This is a genomic window from Caulobacter sp. 05L422, from assembly GCF_056397765.1.
In genome coordinates this window covers 55,887-74,560 of record NZ_JBFTOB010000009.1, presented here as the reverse complement: position 1 = coordinate 74,560, position 18,674 = coordinate 55,887, and the positions used below count along the sequence as shown (strand labels likewise).

Sequence of the window (18,674 nt, the reverse complement as noted above, 5' to 3'; positions counted from 1 at the left end):
CGCAGTTTTTGACCTTCGATGGTCAAGGTCCGCGGTTCAAGTTAGCGTCCCACCCGTGGTCACCCTGCCCGACTTCATGGCCGACACGGCCCTCGCCCGGCTCTTCGCGCAAGAACACCGCGAAGGCGACGCCGCCTGGTTCTCGTTGCCGGGCGGCGCGACACTGTATGCGCCCGGCGAGGCGGCGGACTACCTCTACTTCCTGCGCACCGGACGGCTGGGCGCGTTTCGGCGGGAAGAAGGCCAGGAGCCGCAGTTCCTGGGGGTGATCCGTCCCGGCGAACCGGCCGGCGAGATGGCGATGATCGCCGGCTCGCCCCACTCGGCCAACCTGGTGGCCCTGCGCGATTCGGAAATCCTGGCCCTGCCCCGCGCCGCCTTCTTCGAGGCCGTCGAGCGCGATCCGGACGTGATGATCGAGCTGTCGCGGCTGATGATCCGCCGGGCCCGCAACGCCGGGGCCCACGCCTCGATCGGCGATCCGTCGGTCTACGGCTTCATCGCGGTGGAGCCCGGCAAGCCGATCCGGCCGATCATCGAACGCGTCGCCCACGCCATTTCGACCCTGGGCTATTCGGTCACCGTCGAGGGCGCGGAATCCCTGCTGGCCCCGACCGAATGGTTCAGCAGCGTCGAGCGCCGGCACGACTTCGTGCTCTATGTGGCCGAGGCCGACGAGACCGCCTGGAAGCACGTGGTCGGCCGCCAGGTCGACCGGCTGTTCCGCGTCGGCCAGGGCGACCACAAGCCGCCGGCGGTCATCCCCTCCTACGCCTCGGGCCCCCTTCAGGAGCAGCGTCTGGTCGACCTGATCCTGCTGCAGCCGGCCAGCGTCAGCCATCCCAAGGGCTCGGGCGAATGGCTCGACGCCACCCAGGCCGCGCGACTGTTCCATCTGCGCGAGAACGGCATGGCCGACGTGCAGCGCCTGGCGCGGGTGTTGACCGGCCAGTCGGTGGGCCTGGTGCTGTCGGGCGGCGGGGCGCGGGCCTACGCCCATGTCGGCGCCATCCAGGCCCTGCGCGAACGCGGCGTGCCGATCGACTTCGTCGGCGGCGCCTCGATGGGCGCGGTCGTGGCCGCCGGCCTGGCCATGGGTTGGGACGACGGCGAGATGGAGACCCGCATCCGCAAGGCCTTCGTCGAGACCAGCCCGCTGGACGACATCGCCTTCCCCCTGGTGGCCATGACCCAGGGGGTGAAGGTCAAGGCGCGGCTGAACGAGCATTTCGACGACATCGAGATCGCCGACCTGTGGCTGCCGTTCTTCTGCGTGTCGTCGAACCTGACCTCGGGGGCCTATCACCTGCACCGCCAGGGCGTGCTGCGCGACGCCCTGCGGGCCTCGATCTCGCTGCCCGGCGTGCTGCCGCCGGTGACCGACGGCAATTCGGTGCTGGTCGACGGGGCGGTGATGAAGAACTTCCCGGCCGACGTCATGCGCGCCTTCCAGCTGGGGCCGATCGTCGGGGTGGACGTCACGCGCGGCCGCAGCATCACCGCCGAGGACGTCGACCGTCCCGCCTCGCTGTGGACCTGGTTCTGGTCGGGCGAATGGCGCAAGGGCCCGCCGATCGTCGCCCTGCTGATGCGGGCCGCCACGGTCTCGACCGGCCGCGACCTGGCGGCCAGCCGCGAGGCCACGGACGTGCTGATCACCCCCAAGCTCAACGAGATCGACATCCGCGACTGGAAGGCCTTCGCGCCCGCCGTCGCCGCCGGCCGCGCCGCGGCGGCCCTGGCCCTGGACAGCCTGGGCAAGCCGGTCACCGAGCTGCGCCGCCGGCCCAGCCTGGCCGACCTCGCACTGGCCGCCGTCAGTAGCGCTGGGCGATCACGAACAGCCGGGTGAACGGAAACAGCGTCACCCCGTCCTCGCGGCGCGGGTAGTCGACCGCCAGCCGCTCGCGCCAGGCCGCCAGGAAGGCCGACCGCTCGGCCGGATCACTGAACGCTTCCAGATAGGGCCGCAGGCTGGTGCCCGAGGTCCAGTCGACGATCGGATCGTCGCCGCCCAGGGCGTGGACATAGGTCGTCACCCAGACGTCGAGGTCCTCGCTCAGGGGCGACAGCCAGTCGTGATAGGGGCGCGGATCGACGCCCGAGCGCACGCGTTCGACATCCGCCAGCCGCGACGCCCAGGGGCCGTCGAGCGCCGTCTCGCGCAGGCTGCGCCGCCAGCCGTCGTCGGCCACCACCGGGATCTGGCAGGCCAGGACGCCGCCCGGCGCCAGCAGGCCCATCAGGCGCGGAAACAGGGTCTCGTGCCCGTCCACCCATTGCAGGGCGGCGTTGGTGAAGATCAGGTCGGGCGGGATGTCCGGAGCAAAGGTCGCGATGTCGCCCAGCACCCAGTCGATGTCGGCCCGCATCGCCCTGCCCCGCGCCAGCATCTCGGGACTGGAGTCCAGGCCATGGACGCGGGCGTTCGGGTGGCGGGCCGCCAGCAGGGCCGCGTGCTCGCCGGTCCCGCAGCCCAGGTCCCAGATCTCGCGCGGCTCCAGGTCGCGCGGGATCTGCAGCATCAGGTCCAGGGCCGGACGGTCGCGATAGGCCTTGTAGCGCTGATAGACGTCGGGATCCCAAACCGGCATCCGGCCCTCCGTGCAAGAAACTGCGACAATCGGTCCGCTCATTTGCACCGATCCGTCGCTTTTGTCGCATGGGAGCGGACGGCCGCCATGCCTATCTTTGGTTAAGGCGCTGATCCAGTGCGCCGCCAGATGGAAACCGAAGTGAACCGCTCCGCCGCCGCCACCGCTATCGCCGTCACCGCCAAGCCCTCGGTCGTGAACGTGCATCGCCTGGGCATGCTGGGCCTCAATCTCGGTCTTTGGACCCTCATCGTCGTGATCGCGCGGGCCCTCTAGCCTGATCCCGACGATGCGGCCCCGGGTCGCGCATGTCCCCCCTTTGCGCGACCCGGGAGTGCCTCGTCCCCTCTTCCGCCTTCCGATGAAGCATTCGCGCGCCGCGACGTCCGGTCGCGACATTGCCCCTTTGCAGAACAGCCGAACGGCGCCCATATTCGTGTTGTGTTGTTCAACAACTGAAAGGAGGTGACCAGTGTCTCATTGTCTCCAACCGAGGTCGCGAGTGACCTGGAGCCTGAAGAACGAGGTTTCCAACTGAAGGCGTTGAACGCCTAAGGTTTAAAGTCACGCCGCGACGCGGCTACGACGATGGAGGGCCGTCCCGAGCAATCGGGGCGGCCCTTTTCATTTGCTGCGAAGCGACTGAGAGGTCAGCGCGGCGATCACTTGCCTCCTACGGGTCGCTTCGCGACCGTCTTCCCCCAAAGGGGGAAGAGGAGCCGTCCGCGCGTCCTCCGCCCCCTATGGGGGCGGACAGACCGCGTAGCGGTCAGGTGGGGGCAAGGAAGTGAGCGCCCTACGCCCCCACCAACTCCCGCCCGATCAGGAACCGCCGGATCTCGTTGGTGCCCGCGCCGATGTCGTAGAGCTTGGCGTCGCGCACCAGGCGCTCGACCGGCCATTCCTTGGTGTAGCCGGCGCCGCCCAGGGCCTGGACGGCCTCCAGCGACACCTTCACGGCGTTTTCCGAAGCCATCAGGATGGCTCCGGCCGCGTCGAACCGCGTGGTCTTGCCGGCGTCGCAGGCGCGGGCCACGGCGTAGACGTAGGCCCGGGCCGAGTTCAGCGCCACGTACATGTCGGCCACCTTGCCCTGCATCAGCTGGAACGAGCCGATCGCCTGGCCGAACTGCTTGCGCTCGCGGACATAGGGCAGCACCACGTCCAGGCAGGCTTGCATGATGCCCAGCGGCCCCGCCGACAGCACGGCGCGCTCGTAGTCCAGGCCGCTCATCAGCACTCCAACGCCGCCGCCCACCGGGCCCAGCACGTTCTGCTCGGGCACTTCGCAGTCCTCGAACACCAGCTCGGCGGTGTCGCTGCCACGCATGCCCATCTTGTCGAGCTTCTTGCTGACGCTGAAGCCCTTCATGCCCTTCTCGATCAGGAAGGCCGTGATCCGGCGCTCATCCGTCTTGGCGTAGACCACCAGGGTGTCGGCGTGCGGGGCGTTGGTGATCCAGAACTTCGTGCCGTTCAGCACGTAGCGGTCGCCGACCTGCTCGGCCTTCAGCTTCATCGACACCACGTCCGAGCCCGAACCGGCCTCGCTCATGGCCAGCGAGCCGACGTGCTCGCCGCTGATCAGCTTGGGCAGGTAGCGCTGCTTCTGCTCGGGATTGGCCCAGCGGCGGATCTGGTTGACGCACAGATTGGAGTGGGCGCCGTAGCTGAGGCCCACCGAGGCCGAGGCGCGGCTCACCTCCTCCATGGCGATCACGTGCTCGAGATAGCCCAGGCCCAGACCGCCGAACTCTTCCTCGACCGTGATGCCGTGCAGGCCCAGGTCGCCCATCGGGACCCACAGGTCGCGGGGAAATTCGTTGGTCTCGTCGATCCTGGCGGCGATCGGCGCGATGCGGTCGGCCGCGAAGCGGGCGGTGGTGTCACGGATCGCGTCGGCCGTCTCGCCCAGCGCGAAGTCCATCGAAGGTGCGGTTTGGTTCGTCATGGCGCCTTGCATAGCACAAACGCCCGCGGATCAAGCAGACCCGCGGGCGTTCATGCTCTCGATGGTGAGGATCGAGGTCTAGTCTTCGTCTTGCGGCTCGGGATCGCCCAGGCGACGCATCAGCAGGTAGGCCGAGGTGGCGAAGCAGATCATGCCGATCACGCTGGCGCCCCAGCCGAACATCCGGATCGGCGACAGACCTTCGTTGGCGCCGACGCTGAGGTTCCACAGGATGCCGCCGCCGAACAGGGCCAGGCCCAGCAGGCCCAGGCTGACCAGCAGGCTGATCCCGCCGAAGGCGTGGGGTTGGACGTGGGCGAAGGCGACGTCCTGGGGTTCCAGCTCGACCGGGCTGCTGGTCGAGAAGCCGCCCAGATTGAACAGCGAGCCGCTGGTCGACGCGCGCGCGGTCTCGAACAGACCCGGCTCGACGGCGTTGGTCGGCTCGGCGACGGCCTCCGGGATCGGGGACGACGGCGCGTAGGTCGGTTCGGCGACCGGCTCGTCCGGCGTCAGTTGGAACGGCGAGACGACCGGTTCGACGGCGGCCACGGGCTCGGGCGTCGGTTCGGGCGTCGGATAGATGAAGGGCGACGGCGCGGCGGCGGCCAGGACCGGCGGCTCCGGCAGGACCAGGTCCTGGGTCGGCGCGGCCAGGCCGCGGATCGGCGCGGCCGTCGCGGTCTCGTCGGGCAGGATCGCTTCCAGGCGCGCGCCGACGGCGGCGGCGGCCTGCTCGCTGGCGCTGGGCCCGTTTCCGGTCAGCGCGGCCATGGGCGAGCCGTCCTCGCGCAGGGCGACGGCCTTGTCGCCGTTCAGCGAGGTGGTGATCGCGGCGGGCGCCTGGCTGGGCACCAGCTTGCCGGCGTCATAGTCGATCTTGGGTCGCAGCACCGAACTGGGCGCGGCCACCCAGTGGCCGTCGGCCGGCGTCAGGAACAGGGCCTTCTCGGCCGAACGACGGCGCACCAGGGCGTCGACGACGATGCGTTCGCCCTCGAAGTCGGCCTTGCGCCACATCTCCATCTCGCAGGCGGCCAGCAGCGGCGTGCCCTCGTTCAGGCGGCGCAGGACCGCCGAGCGGACGAAGTTCTCGGCGCCGATGTTGAAGGTGAAGCAGACCAGGGCGTCGAACTGGTTCTGGTTCAGCGGCGCGTAGACGTTCTCGTTCACCGTGTGGGCCACGGTGATCAGGTCGTAGAGCAACAGAGCTTCAGCGTCCTGTTCCGAGACAGAAGCCCCGGCCCGCGCTGTCAGGGTGTGGCCATAGCCCAGCGTCCAGCGCCCATCGGGCAGCTGAGCGGCTTTCATCCGGTACCCTTCGAACCTCTTGATGAGTTCGACGGCGGCGCGGGAGACCTGATAGCGCGGTTTCATCGCCTAGAATGACCCAGTTTGAGACAGACGCGGATGCGTTCGGGGTGCTCCGCGCAAGATGGGCGCCGTTCGCGCCGCTTGCAGGGCTTCTGCCCCGCTTTTGTCGGATGTAACGCCGCGCGTAGCGGATTCGCACCGCCGCGTCAGGATGTGCGGGCCTAGGTTACACCCTCAGTGCAACAGCAGGGCCGCGATCAGCAGCACGGCGAAGAAGCCCGTGAAGTCGGTCAGGAAGGTCACGAAGATCGACGAGGAGACCGCCGGATCGCGCCCCATCTTGGCCAGGGCCAGCGGCGCCAGTATGCCGCCGACCGCCGCGGTGAAGATGTTGGTGATCAGGGCCAGGCCGACGATGATCGCCAGCTTGCCGTGGTGGTCGGCCGGGCCGAAGAACAGATAGGTCGCCCCGCCCATGACCAGGGCCAGGGTGAAGCCGTTGACCAGGCCGACCCCCAGCTCGCGCAGGATGATCCGGCGGGCGTTGGCCGTGGTCAGCTCCTTGCTGGCCAGGGCGCGCACGGCCACGGCCAGGGTCTGGGTGCCGGCGTTGCCGCCCAGGGACGAGACGATCGGCATCAGGATGGCCAGGGCCACCAGCTGGGCGATCTCGCCCTGGAACACGGCCACGCCGCTGACGGCGATGGTGGCGGTGACGAGGTTCAGCAGCAGCCACGGCAGGCGGGCGCGGACGATGTCCACGACATTGGCGTCGCGGCCGGCGTCGCTCACCCCGGCCAGGGCCAGGATGTCTTCCTCGGCTTCTTCGCGGATGACGCCGACGATGTCGTCGACGGTGATCTGGCCCACCAGCCGCCCGCCGGGCTCGACGACCGGGGCGCTGATCAGGTGGTACTTGTCGAAGATGTAGGCGACCTCTTCCTGGTCCATGTCGACGGTGATCTCGGTCACCGGCTCCATGATCTCGGCCAGGGGCGTCTCCAGCTTGCTGGTCAGCAGCTGGCTGATCGGCAGGGCGCCGACCGGCGTGAACGACGGGTCGACCACATAGACGTCGAAGAACAGCTCCGGCAGGTTGTCGCCGGACTCGCGGACGTGGTCGATGGTCTGGCCGACGGTCCAGAACTGCGGCGCGGCCAGGAACTCGCGCTGCATCAGGCGGCCGGCCGTCTCGTCCTCGTAGGCCAGGGTCGTCTCGATCGCCGCGCGGTCGCCCTCGTCCATGGCGGCCAGCACCTGGGCGCGCTTGCCCTCGTCCAGGTCGTCGATGACGTCGGCGGCGTCGTCGGAGTCCAGCTCCTCCAGCGCCTTGGCCAGGGTGTGCGAGGGCGTGGCCTCCAGCACTTCCTCGCGCAGGTTGTCGTCCAGCTCGGCGATGATCTCGCCCAGCCATTCCGGATCCAGGACCGGGATCACCTCTTCGCGATAGCCGGCCGACAGGAAGCCCATCAGGTCGGCGACGTCGGCGGGCTCCAGCGCGTGGACCAGCTCGCGCAGCCGCGCGGTGTCGCCGCGGTCGGCCGCGTCGATGACCATCTCGACGTATTCGGGATTGAGGGCGTAGTCGTCGCCGAGGGCGAGGTCTTCCAGATCCTCGACGATCTCGGGTTCCGGAATGATCAGATTACGGCGCGGATCGTCTGTCAGGTCGGCTGTTTCCCGGGACATTGGGACCTCCTGAATTCTGAGACGTGCGTCCTGCGCGTGACCTGAAGCTGCGAAGGGTCAAGCCCTTCCCCGGAAATGGTTAGAGCGCCCCTGGCGAGTCGGAAACCGATTTCGCCAAGCGCGCTCTAAGCCGTTGTCTCACCTGGTGCGGTCGAGAAGACTCGAACTTCCACGGGTTGCCCCACAGCGACCTCAACGCTGCGCGTCTACCAATTCCGCCACGACCGCTCGTGGTGAGGCGCGGCAGGTAGCAAACTGAGTTTGATTTGGAAAGAGCGGAGTTTGCGGATTGCAAACAATGCGCTGTTACGACCCGCCGGCCATGTAGTCGTAGACGTCGGCGGCGCGGGTCACCTGGATGGCGATGCGGTCGTCGCTGATCTGGATCTCGCCCCGGGCGATGGGGTGGTTGTTGGCCAGGATCCAGACCTCGTCGTTGGTCTTGGCGTCCAGCGGGATCACCGCGCCCCGGCCCATGCGCAGCAGCTGCTGCATCGGCAGGATCGACCGTCCCAGAAGAACGGAGATCTCGACATTGACGGCGTTGACCTGGCTCACGAAGTAAGTCCCTGGATTTCACTCGCGACCGATCTCGATCGCGCGTCACCCAATGCAAGACTAAGGCCGTATGCTTGATCGCCCGTTAAACTTTGAAAACAAAGCCCTTCCGCTGCTGGGAGCGCCTGACGGCGCGCCGGCGGGGTGGGCGGTTTCGACCGGGTACGTGCCCTACCCGGCAGCCGTTGCCGCCATGGAGGCCCGCGCGGCCGCCATCGCCGACGGCACGGCGGGCGAGCTGGTCTGGCTGCTGGAGCATCCGCCGCTCTACACCGCCGGCGTCTCGTCCAAGCCTTCCGACCTGATCGCCCCCGACCGGTTCCCGGTGTTCGAGAGCGGCCGCGGCGGCCAGTTCACCTATCACGGCCCTGGCCAGCGGGTGGTCTATGTGATGCTGGACCTCACCAAGCGCGGTCGCGACGTGCGGGCCTTCGTCGCGGCGCTGGAGGCCTGGATCATCGAGGCCCTGGCCGCCTTCAACGTGACCGGCGAGATGCGCGAGGGCCGGGTCGGCGTCTGGGTCGAGCGCAAGGGCCCCGGCTGGTCACGCGAGGACAAGATCGCCGCGATCGGCGTCAAGCTGCGCAAGTGGGTCAGCTTTCACGGCATCAGCCTGAACGTCGAGCCGGACCTGGAGCATTTCTCGGGCATCGTGCCTTGCGGCCAGACCGAGCATGGCGTCACCAGCCTGGTCGACCTGGGCCTGCCGGTGACCATGGACGAGGCCGACGAGGCGCTGCGAACGGCCTTCCAGCGGGTGTTCGGACCGGTCGAGACCGCCGAGGCGCCTGTCTAGACCGCCGAAACCGGTTTCAGCGGGTTGGGGCCGTAGCGGTTGGCGCCCTGCTCTCCCGGCATGACGCCCAGCTCGATGATCGCCCAGAGCACGATCGCGCCGAACAGGAAGTCGAGGACGTGCATGGGCGTGGGCCAGACCGCGACCAGCGACAGCAGGATCAGCGCCGCCCACCAGCCTGACCGGCCGCGGTCGTGCAGCCGCTTGGACAGCAGGCAGGTCGCGAAGAACAGCAGCGGCGGATAGACCAGCCAGCCGGTCAGCAGGTGGATGACCACGCCCGCCACCGCCTCGTAGACGACGGCGAACGTGAACAGCGCGGCCGAGGCGATCAGGAACGGGCCGCGCGCCAGCCGGCCCGAGGCCGACAGGAACAGGTCCCACCATTCCGCGCGATCGTTCATTCAGCCAGGCCCCAGCGACTCCAATGAGCCGAACCTAGGCCGCGCCGCGGTCGAGCGGAAGAGCTAGGAGAAGACCTCGGCCACCTTCTCGGTCGGCTCCACGCCCTTGGGCGACGGACCATAGGCGTTCTTGCCCTGGGTGCCGTCCATGAAACCGAACTCGATCAGGTACCAGACGCCGACGACGGTGGTGGCGATATCCAGGAGCACCTTGAACCCGCCCAGCCCGAATTCGGGGACGAAGGACAGGCCCAGCGAGACCAGCCAGGGCCCCCAGTAGTTCGCCGCCATCCAGCCGGTCTTGTCGCGGTCATGGATCCGCTTCACCAGGATGGCGGCCGACGGCCAGATTAGGAGCAGGGTCAGGAGCGAGAAACGCGGATCGTTGGCCTCGAACTTCAAGCCCAGGACAAGGCCGAAGATCAGCGGCAGCACGATCGCCATGCCCGCCACCCCGAGCGCCAGGCTGCAGAGCCAGTAGTCGCGGCGGCGCAGGCGGCCTTTGAAGCTGAAGAACTTCTGCAGAATGGTCATCAGGTCCCCTCCAGCCCGATCAGGCCCCCGCTCAGGCGAAGACGCGTTCCAATTCGCGGTCGGTGTCGCCGCCGACGCCCTTGGGCGATTTGCCATACTTGTTGGGACCTTGAGTGCCGTCCAGGAAGCCCAGTTCGACAGCGCCCCAGATCCAGCCGACGATCGGGACCAGCCAGAAGAACGCCACCCAGCCGCCGCCCTTGTTGCGGTCATGGCAGCGCTTGAGGGCGATGGCCAGACCGATCCAGAACTGGGGGATGTACAGCACGTACTGGAGGATCGCCGTGGGGCCGAATGGTTGCTCTGCGTCGCCGAAGATCGCGAACGACACCAGCGTGATCATGGCGACGACCAGGGCCGTGCCGATGTTGATCAGCCAATAGTCCCGGCGGCGCAGACGCCCCGAGAAACCGAAAATCTTGTGCGTCAGCGTCATCGAATCCCCCAAGCTCTACCTTGACGGGACAAAACCACGCCTAGGCGAACTCCACCAGCACCTCGTCGGCCGCCACTGGATCGCCGCCCTTGGCGTTGACCGCCTTGACCACGCCGTCGCGCTCGGCGCGGATGATGTTCTGCATCTTCATGGCCTCGAGCACGCAGACCACCTCGCCCTCGCGGACCTGCTGGCCGGTGACGACGTCCATGCTGACCACCAGGCCGGGCATCGGCGACAGCACCAGCTTGGAGGTGTCGGCGGCCTGCTTTTCGGGCAGCTTGTCGTGCAGTTCGGCCGAGCGTGGGGTCAGGACCAGCACCTTGGCCTTGGCGGCGCGGTGGCGGATCGTGAAGCCCTCGGCCGCGGGCGTCACCTGGACGGTGAACGGCTTGCCGTCCAGCTTGCCCAGGAACACCGGCTTGCCCGGACGCCAGTCGATGGTCTCCAGGCTGATGGTCCGTCCCTCGTCGGGCAGTTCGACAACCAGCGGAGCCTCGCCCAGCGACGCGCCGCCCGACAGCTTGACCCGCCGCTTGGCGTGGCCGACGGCGACGACCCATTCGGTGCGGATTGGATTGCTCAAGCCCGCGTCGGTCGTCCGCGCCCGGGCCGCGTAGACCCGCTGCATGGCCGCGCCCACGGCGGTCAGCACGTCGACCTGTTCGGGGGTCGGTTCGACGCCTTTGAAGCCGTCGGCGAACTCGTCCTTGATGTAGTTGGTCGAGATCTGGCCCGAGCGGAACCGCTCCTGGTCCATCACCGCGGCCAGGAACGGGATGTTCTGGCCCAGGCCCTCGATGTGGAAGTCCTCCAGCGCCCGGCCCATGCCGTCGATCGCCGCCAGGCGGGTCGGCGCCCAGGTGCAGAGCTTGGAGATCATCGGGTCGTAGTACATCGAGATCTCGTCGCCCTCGCGGACGCCGGCGTCGTTGCGGACAACATAGCCTTCATGCTGTCCCTCCTCCGGAGGGTCGTAACGGACCAGACGCCCGATCGACGGCAGGAACTTGCGGTACGGGTCCTCGGCGTAGATCCGGCTCTCGATGGCCCAGCCGTTGATCTTCAGGTCCTTCTGCCCGAAGGCCAGCGCCTCGCCCCAGGCGCTGCGGATCATCTGCTCGACCAAGTCCAGACCGGTGATCAACTCGGTGACCGGGTGCTCGACCTGCAGGCGGGTGTTCATCTCCAGGAAGTAGAAGCTCTTGTCCTGGCCGGCCACGAACTCGACCGTGCCGGCGCTGTCATAGTTGACGGCCTGGGCCAAGGCGACGGCCTGGGCGCCCATGGCGGCGCGGGTCGTCTCGTCGAGCAGCGGGCTCGGCGCCTCCTCGATGACCTTCTGATTGCGTCGCTGGATCGAGCATTCGCGCTCGAACAGGTGGACGACGTTGCCGTGCTTGTCGCCCAGCACCTGGATCTCGATGTGGCGCGGGCTTTCGATGAACTTCTCGATGAAGATCCGGTCGTCGCCGAAGCTGGCCTTGGCCTCGGCGCGCACGGCCGGGAAGCCTTCCTCGACGTCCTGGCGGTTCCAGGCCACGCGGATGCCCTTGCCGCCGCCCCCAGCAGAGGCCTTGATCATCACCGGATAGCCGATCTGCTCGGAGATGGTCACGGCGTGGGCGGTGTCGTCGATCTCGCCGATGTGGCCGGGCACGCAGGAGACGCCGGCGGCCTGGGCGAACTTCTTGCTCTCGATCTTGTCGCCCATGGCCGAGATGGCGCCGGGGTTGGGACCGATGAACACCACGCCCTCGTCGGCGCAACGCTGGGCGAAGCTCGCGTTCTCGGACAGGAAGCCGAAGCCCGGGTGCACGGCCTCGGCCCCGGTCTGCTTGCAGGCGGCGATGATCTTGTCGGCCACCAGGTACGACTGGTTGGCGGGCGCGGGACCGATGTGCACGGTCTCGTCGGCCATCTCGACGGCCAGGCTGTCGGCGTCGGCGTCGGAATAGACCACGACGGTCTTGATGCCCAGGCGACGGCAGGTCTTGATCACGCGGACCGCGATTTCGCCCCGGTTGGCGATCAGCAGCTTCTTGAACATCCAGCCGTTCCCTACGCTTTTCTCGTTGTCTCGTTGGACAGGCACTAGCAGGCCGCCAGAGGTTTGCAACGGCGCCGCAGCGTGACATTGTTCATGACACCGGTTTCCAACAGGAACCGTAACGACGAGTGACGACCAGCGCCCGGCCTGTTCGCACGCCCCAGAGGAAACCACCGATGCTTCGCCCCGCCTTCGCGCTGCTGACCCTTGCCGCCATCCTGACCGCGGGCCCTGTCCTGGCCCAGACCGCCCCGGCTCCCGCCGCGCCCGCCGCGCCGCCGCCGGCCCCGCCCTACGGCCAGCCGGTCACCCTGGCCCAGGCCAAGATCGCCGCCGCAGCCGCCGAGGCCGAGGCCCGCAAGCAGGGCTGGTCGATGGTCATCGTCGTGGTCGAGCCCAGCGGGGCCATGGTGTTCAGCGAGAAGATGGACGGCGCCCAGTACGGCTCCAACGACGTGGCCCGCCGCAAGGCCGAGACCAGCGCCAGCTTCCGCCGCCCGACCTCCTACTTCCAGGAAGCGGTGAAGGGCGGCACGCTGAACGCCATCTTCACCGGCGCCCTGGCCATCGACGGCGGCGAACTGCTGATCGTCGACGGCAAGATCGCCGGAGCCATCGGCGTCTCGGGCGGCTCCGGCGCCCAGGACGGCGCCGTGGCGCGGGTCGCGGCGGCGGCGCTGAAATAGAATCTCGCGATCGGGGACATGCCCATGGGCATGTCCCCGGCCAAGCACGTCTGGCCTCAGTCCGCGAACTCCCGGGCGCACATCGCCACGTACTCGTCGTGCTTGTCGCCCGCTTCCGGCGCGACCAGACGGCAGATCGCGGCGCTGAAGGTCACGGGCGCCGTGCCCGGAGCGGTCACCAGCTTGCCGTGGGTCACCGCCTTGGCGCTGTCGACATAGCCCTCGCTTCCGGCATAGTCCGGCGCGACCTTGTTGAACCAGTCGCGGTCGTTGGACGTGTGGGTCCGGCCCGCCAGCAGCCCGGCCCGCGCGGCGGCCACGGTCCCGGCGCAGATCGCCCCGACGATCTTGCCGTCGGCCAGGGCCTGGCGCAGCAGGGCGAACAGCCCGTCGTCCTTGTAGTCGGCCCAGGCGTCCGAGCCGATCAGCAGGTAGACGTCGGCGTCCGACAGCACAGGATCGGCGAACTTGTAGTCGGCGGCGGCCAGCACCCCGCCGATCGAGGTCTGCGGCTCGCCGTCCGGCGTGGCGATCTCGATCTGCACGCCATAGTACTCGCGCAGGGCCGGCAGGACCTGCCCGGCCTCCCAGTCGGCCCAGCCCGGTTGCAGGAAAGCGACGGCGACGGTCATGGGAAGGTCCTTTCAGCGGTTCGAAACGAACGCGGCGAGCGACCTTATGCTCCGCCCGGCCCCGACTTGTCAGCAGGCCGCCCTCTATCGGTGACGGGTCCGAATGCCTAGATTGCTGGCCATGACCGACACAGCCCATCTCTCCGCCACCGGCTTCGATCTGACCCCGCCGACCGAGCCGGAACGCCAGCGCCTGGAGGCCGACCTGACGGCCGAGGAAGCCCGCGTCCTGCTGCACCACGGCACCGAGGCCCCGTTCTGCGGCGGCCTGCTGGGCGAGAAGAGCCCCGGCGTCTACTGCTGCCGCGAGTGCGGCCTGCCGCTGTTCGAATACAAGACCAAGTTCGAGAGCGGCACCGGCTGGCCCAGCTTCTACGCGCCGTTCGACGAAGAGCACGTCAAGGAGGTGCGCGACACCTCCTACGGCATGCTGCGCATCGAGACCCTGTGCGCCCGCTGCGACAGCCACCAGGGCCACGTCTTCCCGGACGGCCCGGCCCCGACGCGGCTGCGCTACTGCATCAATTCGGTGTCGCTGCAGTTCGTGAAGGCCGGCGATCCCCTACCCGACCCGCTGCATCGCGGCGACAAGGTCGCGGGCTAGCTCCGCTGGGGACATGCCCTTGCGGCGTGTCCCCGAGTTCAGACGCGGCGTTCGCGGGTGGGGACACGCCGCGAAGGCATGTCCCCGGATCAGCGCGCCACTTCGTTTCCACCCTCGGTGACCATCGGCACGCTGTAGTTCAGGTAGCCGCGCTCGACCATGCGCCGCATGGCCTCGTAGACCGCGGCCAACTCTTCGTAGGCGGTGCGCAGGGTCGCCAGGCGCGCCGTCTGCTCGGCCGAGATCGCCCCTCCGCTTTCGGTCATGGACACCGCCTCGGCCACCCAGCGGGCACGGGCCACGGCGGCGGCCACCGCCAGGCGCTGGAACTTGCCGGAGTCGCTCTTGCCGATCACCTGGGCGATCACGGCGGTGTTGGAGGCGAAGGCCGTGTAGTCGATCTGCTCCAGGTGACCGCGCAGGCGGCGCTGGGTCTGGGGATCGGTGTCCTGCGGCTCGAAGTGATCGTGGCCGCGTCGAAAGCTGGATGTCACGGTCGAGGACATGACGGTCTTCCCTGGGCTCCACCCTAAAGCCGGGTATTGGGCTGGCGGATTGCGGAAAACTCTGCGCCCGCCGCCTTAACGGCCGATTGAGAAGCGTCAGCAGGGCTAGTCCGAGGTGAAGATCCCCTGCAGGCCCACGAGCATGGCGATGATCCCGAACACCGCCAGCACCAGACCCGGCCCTTGCGCGCCGCTGGCCGGCAGGTCGCGGCCCGCCAACCTTCCGGCCCGCAGGCGATCCCACAGCAGCAGCACCCCGACCGCGATCCCGACGATCTCGAAGTGGAAGACCCGCGGCCCGCTGATCAGGTGGACGATCAGGAAATAGCCGCCGCAGATCAGGGCGATGATCCCAACGATCCAGCGGAACGGGCCCAGCCGGTCGGCGAACCGGACCAGGCTGTCGCCTGCGTTGGGGATCAGCGCCAGCAGGCCGATGGCCAGCAGGAAACCGCCGAGGATGTTGGAAAGGTCGAGGATCAGGGCGAGCATGGCTGTGGAATGCGGAAACGGCGCCGCGCGTTCCAATCGGCCCCGTTACGTCAGGCTTGAATTATTACAAACGTACTCTAACCTCGACGACAAGCTTCGCTGGAGACAACTCGTGCGCGCGACCATCTTCAAGGCGATCCTCGCCGCCACCTTGCTGTCATCGACCGCCTTGCCGGCCCTAGCCCTGGCCCAGGCCGCCTCTTCGCCGCCGGCCGTCGACCAGAAGGCGTTCGACAAGCAGGAGGCCAAGGACCGCAAGGTGGTCGAGAAGGCCCTGAAGGTCACCTCCTTCGCCGAGTTGGAGCCGATGGTCCCGGACCTGCGGAAGGTGGTGGCCAACGCGCCCGCCCGATGGCCGGTCGTCGACTACCAGCCCGGCCTGACGACGATCCGCGTCAACGACTCGCGCGCGGCCCTGGCGACCATGTTGGCCGTGGCGGCCTCGAACGAGGGCAAGAAGGGTTCGGAGCAGAACAAGGCCGTCGCCGTGATCAACACCTACGGCACGGCCGCCTTCCTGCTCGGCACGCTGGCGGTCGAGCGCCGCCAGCCCGAGGAAGCCTTGATCTGGCTGGACCGCGGACTGGCCTTCCAGCCCGACAACCTGATGCTGGTCACCGAGAAGGGCTCGGCCCTGGTCCTGCAGCATCGCTTCGCCGAGGCCCTGGCCTTCTACGACGCCCAGCCGCCGCTCGACATAATGGCCACCCTGGCCAATCCCGACGGCGAGGCGCGCGTGCAGCGCGGCCGCGGCTTCTGCCTGACCGAACTCAATCGCCTGGACGAGGCCGAGGCCGCCTACGTGAAGTCGCTGGAACTGGAGCCCGACCACGGGGGCGCCAAGGCGGAGCTGGCCTATATCCGCAAGCTCAAGGCGGGCGGCGCCAAGCAGGGCGTGGACGTCTACACGGGCGAAGAGGCCAAGGCGCGCAAGGACTAGCGTCTCCTAGGCCAGCGCCTTCCAGCCGAACGTCAGCAGCGGCCGGGCGTGGGCGACGAAGTCGGCGATGATCTCGGGCAGTTCGTCCTCGCCGATCTGCTCGCCGGTCAGCGGCTGGCGAACCAGCCATCGCGTGCGCTTCAGGGCCGGCTCCAGCGTGGTCCCGGCATGCGCCTCGAAACCCTTGGGCATGCGCTTGGTCGGCTCGCCGGGTTCCAGCGGCAGCCCCTTGGCGGCCAGGGCCTTTTCGACCGCCAACCAGCCCTTGGGATCGGCGACGATGGCCCGGCGGAAGGCGTCGATGTGCGGGCGTTCGGTCAGGTAGAACCCCGCGGCCGCGAACGGTCCGTTTCCGGCGTAGCCCGCATCCGCCTCCTGGGCCGACGGCAGGGTCGAGGGGTCCAGCGGGTCGATGGTGTCCGGGTCGAAGGCCGGCATCGGGCCGCCCTCGGGCTCGATGTGCACATAGACCAGGCCCGGCGACAGCTTCTGCCAAGTTCCATCAAGATTGGCACGGGTGAGCGTGGCCGAGACATGGGTCTTGTAGGGCCGCTTGTCCTTGGAGAACCGCACGTCGCGATGGATGCGGAACACGCTCTTCTTGGGATCGCCGGCCAGCGGCAGGCCGCGCCCCGCCAGAGCCGCGTTCAAGGCTTCGATCAGGGCCGACAGGGTCGGCTTCAGGCGCTCGTCATAGACGGCGCGGTTGGCCGTGAACCACTCGCGGTCGTTGTGGGCGGCCAGGCCTGTCAGGAAGGCCAGATCGGCGGCGGCGAAGCCGGGAAAGGACGGATGAGTCATGGCGCGAGGCTAGACCGGAAACGCGCCGGCTGTCCCTGCTGACACCCGCTGTCAGCAACGCGCTTCGACGCGAACATATGCGGAACAAACTGTCTTGCGCCTGTCACCTTCAAGGCGGATGGTCCTGCCCGGAAAGCCCCCACATTCCAGGAGCACTGCCATGACCGTTCAAGAGATCGCCGCCGACCTCGTCGCCCTGTGCAAGGCCGGCAAGTTCGACGAGGCCGGCGAGAAATACTGGGCCGACGACGTGGTCAGCATCGAGGCCATGCCGGGCGACATGGCCCGCGTCACCGGCAAGGACGCCGCGCGCGGCAAGGGCGAATGGTGGGCCGCCAACCACGAGGTCCACGACTTCGAGGTCACCGGTCCGTTCGTCAACGGCGACCAGTTCGCGGTCGGCTTCAAGATGGAGCTGACGCCCAAGGCCACCGGCGAGCGCACGACCATGGACGAGGTCGGCCTCTACACCATCCGCGACGGCAAGATCGCCGAAGAGCGGTTCTTTTATTAAAGCCTAAGCGCCCTCTCCCAGAGGGAGAGGGAGAGGGAGGGACCCGCCGCGTGCGGTGGGAGAATAAGGGGTTACACCCTCACCGATTTCACACGAGCGCCCTGCCGGCGCGCCGTCGGACGGCTTACCCCCTCACCCTCCCAAGCTTCGCTTGGGCCCCTCCCTCTCCCCATGGGAGAGGTTCAGGTGTGTCTCCTCACAGCTGCATGAACGGCACGAAGCCGCCGAAGATCATGCGCTTGGTGTCGAAGGGCATGTCCGCCATATCCTGCTGCAGACGAGGGTCGGCCATGACCTTGGCGACGATCTCGTCGCGCGAGGCCTTGTCCTTGTAGACGATCCACGAGAACGCCACGGTCTCGTCGTCGGTCGCCTGAACCGCGCGCGGGAACGAGGTCAGATCGCCGTAGGGCACGTCGTCGCCCAAGCATTCGACGTAGGACAGCGCGCCGTATTCCATCCAGACCTGGCCGGCCAGTTGGGCCACTTTTTTGTAGGCCTCGACATTGGCCTTGGGGATCGCGAGTACGAAACCGTCGACATAGGACATGGCGTCCTCCTCTGCTGGGTTGTGAACAGAGGACGCTCGACGGCGTGACGTTCCGACATGCCGGGGCAAAAAAGGGTTCGCCCGTGGCCCTCCCCCTTATGCGAGACGACTCAGGGCTGGACCGTGTAGCCCGCCGAGGCCGGCACCCACAGCAGGGTGTCGTTCATCTCCTGCTGGGCGACGCCGTCCATCGTGACCTCGGCGATCCACCACTCGCCGCTGCGCCGATAGGTGGTGCAGACTTCCTTGCCCAGCATCGACGCCATCGACTGCTGGAGCTGGGCGCGGATCGGCGCGGCGTCCTCCTCCGGCAGCCGACGGCCCCGGACCGAGATCTGGGCCTTGTCGACGCCCGACAGCGGGCCGCAGACCGCGCCGTTCCGGATCGTCACCGGCGAGACGGTCTTCATCGTCACCAGCGGCGAGGGCTGGAGCACCACCTCGGCCTGGTTCAGGATCTGGCCGCCGGTCCCGAAGGTGTAGCCGGCCATGGCGCGGCAGGTCCTGCGGACCGTGTCGGCGCCGTAGCACTGCAGATCGCCGATCCGGGCCGGAGCCAACGGATCGGCGACGGCCGGCGCGGCGACCTGCAAGGCCGCCGCCAGGAGAAGGCTGATCACCCT

The 18,674-nt window shown here is 68.2% G+C and carries 22 protein-coding genes and 1 tRNA gene; 7 read left to right on the top strand and 16 right to left on the bottom strand.

The window, feature by feature from the left end; translation table 11 throughout:
• Positions 1-76: 76 nt before the first annotated feature.
• Complete coding sequence (locus AC1DMQ_RS10400; protein WP_477033583.1) at positions 77-1,852, top strand: patatin-like phospholipase family protein; 1,776 nt, start codon at positions 77-79, stop codon at positions 1,850-1,852.
• On the opposite strand, the gene AC1DMQ_RS10395 is transcribed toward AC1DMQ_RS10400, so the two are convergent.
• Positions 1,818-2,594, bottom strand: a complete 777-nt coding sequence (locus tag AC1DMQ_RS10395; protein ID WP_477033486.1) for a methyltransferase domain-containing protein — start codon at positions 2,592-2,594, stop codon at positions 1,818-1,820. The genes AC1DMQ_RS10400 and AC1DMQ_RS10395 overlap by 35 nt on opposite strands.
• A gap of 141 nt (positions 2,595-2,735) precedes the next feature.
• Here AC1DMQ_RS10395 and AC1DMQ_RS10390 point away from each other — a divergent pair, with 141 nt between their 5' ends.
• Entirely contained in the window at positions 2,736-2,870 is a 135-nt protein-coding gene (locus tag AC1DMQ_RS10390; protein ID WP_477033485.1) for a hypothetical protein, read from the top strand.
• Positions 2,871-3,390: 520 nt separating this feature from the next.
• Here AC1DMQ_RS10390 and AC1DMQ_RS10385 read toward each other — a convergent pair.
• The 5 genes from AC1DMQ_RS10385 to AC1DMQ_RS10365 all read right to left on the bottom strand — a co-directional run bounded on the left by AC1DMQ_RS10385 (position 3,391) and on the right by AC1DMQ_RS10365 (position 8,106).
• On the bottom strand, positions 3,391-4,545 hold the full coding sequence (locus AC1DMQ_RS10385) for an isovaleryl-CoA dehydrogenase (RefSeq protein ID WP_477033484.1): 1,155 nt from the start codon (positions 4,543-4,545) through the stop codon (positions 3,391-3,393).
• 78 nt (positions 4,546-4,623) lie between these two features.
• On the bottom strand, positions 4,624-5,922 hold the full coding sequence (spmX, locus tag AC1DMQ_RS10380) for a lysozyme-family localization factor SpmX (RefSeq protein WP_477033483.1): 1,299 nt from the start codon (positions 5,920-5,922) through the stop codon (positions 4,624-4,626).
• A 171-nt stretch (positions 5,923-6,093) separates the two neighbouring features.
• A complete protein-coding gene (mgtE, locus tag AC1DMQ_RS10375) occupies positions 6,094-7,548 on the bottom strand; it encodes a magnesium transporter (RefSeq protein WP_477033482.1) in 1,455 nt (484 codons plus the stop codon).
• Positions 7,549-7,691: 143 nt separating this feature from the next.
• Positions 7,692-7,776 (bottom strand) — tRNA-Leu (locus AC1DMQ_RS10370).
• Positions 7,777-7,854: 78 nt separating this feature from the next.
• The gene (locus AC1DMQ_RS10365; RefSeq protein WP_012287186.1) at positions 7,855-8,106 is read right to left on the bottom strand and encodes a FliM/FliN family flagellar motor switch protein; all 252 of its coding nucleotides are present in this window, start codon (positions 8,104-8,106) and stop codon (positions 7,855-7,857) included.
• Positions 8,107-8,176: 70 nt separating this feature from the next.
• On the opposite strand from AC1DMQ_RS10365, the gene lipB reads away from it, so the two are divergent.
• Positions 8,177-8,902 carry a lipoyl(octanoyl) transferase LipB gene (gene lipB, locus AC1DMQ_RS10360; RefSeq protein ID WP_477033481.1) on the top strand — a complete coding sequence of 242 codons (726 nt, stop codon included), beginning with the start codon at positions 8,177-8,179 and terminating at the stop codon, positions 8,900-8,902.
• Here lipB and AC1DMQ_RS10355 read toward each other — a convergent pair.
• From AC1DMQ_RS10355 to AC1DMQ_RS10340, 4 genes are all read right to left on the bottom strand, one after another.
• Positions 8,899-9,306, bottom strand: a complete 408-nt coding sequence (locus AC1DMQ_RS10355) for a DUF805 domain-containing protein (protein WP_477033480.1) — start codon at positions 9,304-9,306, stop codon at positions 8,899-8,901. The genes lipB and AC1DMQ_RS10355 overlap by 4 nt on opposite strands.
• Before the next feature lie 63 nt (positions 9,307-9,369).
• Complete coding sequence (locus tag AC1DMQ_RS10350; protein ID WP_477033479.1) at positions 9,370-9,840, bottom strand: DUF805 domain-containing protein; 471 nt, start codon at positions 9,838-9,840, stop codon at positions 9,370-9,372.
• A gap of 31 nt (positions 9,841-9,871) precedes the next feature.
• Positions 9,872-10,276, bottom strand: coding sequence for a DUF805 domain-containing protein (locus tag AC1DMQ_RS10345; RefSeq protein ID WP_477033478.1), 405 nt, complete (start codon positions 10,274-10,276; stop codon positions 9,872-9,874).
• 40 nt (positions 10,277-10,316) lie between these two features.
• Positions 10,317-12,326, bottom strand: a complete 2,010-nt coding sequence (locus AC1DMQ_RS10340) for an acetyl-CoA carboxylase biotin carboxylase subunit (protein WP_477033477.1) — start codon at positions 12,324-12,326, stop codon at positions 10,317-10,319.
• 176 nt (positions 12,327-12,502) lie between these two features.
• Here AC1DMQ_RS10340 and AC1DMQ_RS10335 point away from each other — a divergent pair, with 176 nt between their 5' ends.
• A complete protein-coding gene (locus AC1DMQ_RS10335; protein ID WP_477033476.1) occupies positions 12,503-13,012 on the top strand; it encodes a heme-binding protein in 510 nt (169 codons plus the stop codon).
• Between the two features lie 56 nt (positions 13,013-13,068).
• Here the strand turns inward: AC1DMQ_RS10335 and AC1DMQ_RS10330 are convergent, their stop codons facing one another.
• Positions 13,069-13,644 carry a DJ-1/PfpI family protein gene (locus tag AC1DMQ_RS10330; RefSeq protein ID WP_477033475.1) on the bottom strand — a complete coding sequence of 192 codons (576 nt, stop codon included), beginning with the start codon at positions 13,642-13,644 and terminating at the stop codon, positions 13,069-13,071.
• 121 nt (positions 13,645-13,765) lie between these two features.
• On the opposite strand from AC1DMQ_RS10330, the gene msrB reads away from it, so the two are divergent.
• Positions 13,766-14,248 carry a peptide-methionine (R)-S-oxide reductase MsrB gene (msrB, locus tag AC1DMQ_RS10325; protein ID WP_477033474.1) on the top strand — a complete coding sequence of 161 codons (483 nt, stop codon included), beginning with the start codon at positions 13,766-13,768 and terminating at the stop codon, positions 14,246-14,248.
• An 89-nt stretch (positions 14,249-14,337) separates the two neighbouring features.
• Here the strand turns inward: msrB and AC1DMQ_RS10320 are convergent, their stop codons facing one another.
• Together AC1DMQ_RS10320 and AC1DMQ_RS10315 are read right to left on the bottom strand one after the other, a co-directional pair.
• Positions 14,338-14,754: a hypothetical protein gene (locus tag AC1DMQ_RS10320; protein WP_477033473.1), complete on the bottom strand. Its 417-nt coding sequence runs from the start codon at positions 14,752-14,754 to the stop codon at positions 14,338-14,340.
• A 105-nt stretch (positions 14,755-14,859) separates the two neighbouring features.
• Positions 14,860-15,246, bottom strand: a complete 387-nt coding sequence (locus AC1DMQ_RS10315) for a hypothetical protein (RefSeq protein WP_477033472.1) — start codon at positions 15,244-15,246, stop codon at positions 14,860-14,862.
• A gap of 112 nt (positions 15,247-15,358) precedes the next feature.
• Here AC1DMQ_RS10315 and AC1DMQ_RS10310 point away from each other — a divergent pair, with 112 nt between their 5' ends.
• Positions 15,359-16,186: a hypothetical protein gene (locus AC1DMQ_RS10310; RefSeq protein ID WP_477033471.1), complete on the top strand. Its 828-nt coding sequence runs from the start codon at positions 15,359-15,361 to the stop codon at positions 16,184-16,186.
• A 6-nt stretch (positions 16,187-16,192) separates the two neighbouring features.
• Here the strand turns inward: AC1DMQ_RS10310 and AC1DMQ_RS10305 are convergent, their stop codons facing one another.
• Positions 16,193-16,987, bottom strand: coding sequence for a DUF2461 domain-containing protein (locus AC1DMQ_RS10305; protein ID WP_477033470.1), 795 nt, complete (start codon positions 16,985-16,987; stop codon positions 16,193-16,195).
• Positions 16,988-17,147: 160 nt separating this feature from the next.
• Here AC1DMQ_RS10305 and AC1DMQ_RS10300 point away from each other — a divergent pair, with 160 nt between their 5' ends.
• Positions 17,148-17,501: a SnoaL-like domain-containing protein gene (locus AC1DMQ_RS10300; protein WP_477033469.1), complete on the top strand. Its 354-nt coding sequence runs from the start codon at positions 17,148-17,150 to the stop codon at positions 17,499-17,501.
• Between the two features lie 196 nt (positions 17,502-17,697).
• Here the strand turns inward: AC1DMQ_RS10300 and AC1DMQ_RS10295 are convergent, their stop codons facing one another.
• A complete protein-coding gene (locus AC1DMQ_RS10295) occupies positions 17,698-18,051 on the bottom strand; it encodes a DUF1428 domain-containing protein (RefSeq protein ID WP_477033468.1) in 354 nt (117 codons plus the stop codon).
• A 110-nt stretch (positions 18,052-18,161) separates the two neighbouring features.
• Positions 18,162-18,671 (bottom strand): hypothetical protein, encoded by a 510-nt coding sequence (locus tag AC1DMQ_RS10290; protein ID WP_477033467.1) that lies wholly within the window; start codon positions 18,669-18,671, stop codon positions 18,162-18,164.
• Positions 18,672-18,674: the final 3 nt, after the last annotated feature.

Excerpts from the sequence above, each read along its gene's own strand:
- AC1DMQ_RS10400 (WP_477033583.1), top strand. The coding sequence starts at position 77 with ATGGCCGACACGGCCCTCGCCCGGCTCTTCGCGCAAGAACACCGCGAA.
- AC1DMQ_RS10395 (WP_477033486.1), bottom strand. The coding sequence starts at position 2,594 with ATGCCGGTTTGGGATCCCGACGTCTATCAGCGCTACAAGGCCTATCGC.
- AC1DMQ_RS10385 (WP_477033484.1), bottom strand. The coding sequence starts at position 4,545 with ATGACGAACCAAACCGCACCTTCGATGGACTTCGCGCTGGGCGAGACG.
- spmX (WP_477033483.1), bottom strand. The coding sequence starts at position 5,922 with ATGAAACCGCGCTATCAGGTCTCCCGCGCCGCCGTCGAACTCATCAAG.
- mgtE (WP_477033482.1), bottom strand. The coding sequence starts at position 7,548 with ATGTCCCGGGAAACAGCCGACCTGACAGACGATCCGCGCCGTAATCTG.
- lipB (WP_477033481.1), top strand. The coding sequence starts at position 8,177 with ATGCTTGATCGCCCGTTAAACTTTGAAAACAAAGCCCTTCCGCTGCTG.
- AC1DMQ_RS10355 (WP_477033480.1), bottom strand. The coding sequence starts at position 9,306 with ATGAACGATCGCGCGGAATGGTGGGACCTGTTCCTGTCGGCCTCGGGC.
- AC1DMQ_RS10350 (WP_477033479.1), bottom strand. The coding sequence starts at position 9,840 with ATGACCATTCTGCAGAAGTTCTTCAGCTTCAAAGGCCGCCTGCGCCGC.
- AC1DMQ_RS10345 (WP_477033478.1), bottom strand. The coding sequence starts at position 10,276 with ATGACGCTGACGCACAAGATTTTCGGTTTCTCGGGGCGTCTGCGCCGC.
- AC1DMQ_RS10340 (WP_477033477.1), bottom strand. The coding sequence starts at position 12,326 with ATGTTCAAGAAGCTGCTGATCGCCAACCGGGGCGAAATCGCGGTCCGC.
- AC1DMQ_RS10335 (WP_477033476.1), top strand. The coding sequence starts at position 12,503 with ATGCTTCGCCCCGCCTTCGCGCTGCTGACCCTTGCCGCCATCCTGACC.
- AC1DMQ_RS10330 (WP_477033475.1), bottom strand. The coding sequence starts at position 13,644 with ATGACCGTCGCCGTCGCTTTCCTGCAACCGGGCTGGGCCGACTGGGAG.
- msrB (WP_477033474.1), top strand. The coding sequence starts at position 13,766 with ATGACCGACACAGCCCATCTCTCCGCCACCGGCTTCGATCTGACCCCG.
- AC1DMQ_RS10320 (WP_477033473.1), bottom strand. The coding sequence starts at position 14,754 with ATGTCCTCGACCGTGACATCCAGCTTTCGACGCGGCCACGATCACTTC.
- AC1DMQ_RS10315 (WP_477033472.1), bottom strand. The coding sequence starts at position 15,246 with ATGCTCGCCCTGATCCTCGACCTTTCCAACATCCTCGGCGGTTTCCTG.
- AC1DMQ_RS10305 (WP_477033470.1), bottom strand. The coding sequence starts at position 16,987 with ATGACTCATCCGTCCTTTCCCGGCTTCGCCGCCGCCGATCTGGCCTTC.
- AC1DMQ_RS10300 (WP_477033469.1), top strand. The coding sequence starts at position 17,148 with ATGACCGTTCAAGAGATCGCCGCCGACCTCGTCGCCCTGTGCAAGGCC.
- AC1DMQ_RS10295 (WP_477033468.1), bottom strand. The coding sequence starts at position 18,051 with ATGTCCTATGTCGACGGTTTCGTACTCGCGATCCCCAAGGCCAATGTC.